The sequence below is a fragment of the Grimontia marina genome (assembly GCF_900060185.1).
Lineage (GTDB): Bacteria > Pseudomonadota > Gammaproteobacteria > Enterobacterales > Vibrionaceae > Enterovibrio > Enterovibrio marinus.
Genome location: NZ_FIZY01000159.1, coordinates 1 through 1313 on the forward strand (window position 1 = coordinate 1; position 1313 = coordinate 1313).

1 protein-coding gene is annotated in these 1313 nt (G+C 60.1%); it reads left to right on the top strand.

The genetic code is table 11. The features are described 5' to 3' along the window. A partial coding sequence (locus GMA8713_RS25680; protein ID WP_198159594.1) for a LamG domain-containing protein occupies positions 1-1313 on the top strand: 1313 nt, incomplete at both ends.

Genomic DNA, 1313 nt, shown 5'->3' on the forward strand with positions numbered 1-1313 from the left:
CAGACGGAGACGGTATCCCGGACCGGCATGAACTGGCGATGTGTACCGACAGTACGTTAGCAGATACGGACGGTGACGGGCTGAGCGACGGCGATGAGCTGGGCGTGAGCGGTACACAGGCCCCGAGCAATGCGTGCCGTGCTGACAGCGACGGTGATGGCATTCCTGATGGGGTTGAAGCGGCATTGGGCAGTGACCTGATGGTGGCCGATACGGGGCAGGATGCAGACAGTGACGGGGTGACTAACTGGTCGGAATACGTGGCGTTGACCGCGTCAGAGGAAGAGCCACTGATGAGTGGTGACCATACCCTGGATCTGCGTAGTCTGGAGGCGTATGCCACCACAGGCTATCACGCGTCGGGGAATACCCCGATGACGCTGATGTACTGGGTGAACTACGCGTCAGTGACGGGGGCAGACCGTCAGGTAATGGGCAGCCATGACGGCGGTTACCAGCGCTTCTACCTGGGTATTGACAGGCAGAATGATCATTCATCAGGGATAGGACGCGCCTACAGAGAAAACGATGACTCTGGACTGAGTGCAGAGAGCTGGTCACACCTGGCATTGAGCTATGACCCTGTCACCCGTGAAGGCGTGGTGTACGTTAACGGGCAGGCGGTTCACACCCACAGCTACATCACCTTCAATGAAGCGTCGAGCCGTGCACTGATGCTGGGTGCACGTAACGGCGAGCAGGGTGCAGACAGCTTTATCAACGGGCAGGTAGACGATGTTCAGGTGTGGGGCCGTGCACTGAGCGGGAGTGAGGTGCAGGGTTACATGCTGACGCCACCGGTGGCGGGTGAAGCAGATTTATTGGCGTACTACGACTTCAGCCGCGCGAAGGGCCGCTGGGTGGAGAACGTGGCGAGTGGCGAGTTTGATGCGTTGTTGTCGGCGGACGGTCTGCTGAGCCCGGCTGAGGCACTGGCGGACACAGACGGAGACGGTATCCCGGACCGGCATGAACTGGCGATGTGTACCGACAGTACGTTAGCAGATACGGACGGTGACGGGCTGAGCGACGGCGATGAGCTGGGCGTGAGCGGTACACAGGCCCCGAGTAATGCGTGCCGTGCTGACAGCGACGGTGATGGCATTCCTGATGGGGTTGAAGCGGCATTGGGCAGTGACCTGATGGTGGCCGATACGGGGCAGGATGCAGACAGTGACGGGGTGACTAACTGGTCGGAATACGTGGCGTTGACCGCGTCAGAGGAAGAGCCACTGATGAGTGGTGACCATACCCTGGATCTGCGTAGTCTGGAGGCGTATGCCACCACAGGCTATCACGCGTCGGGGAATACC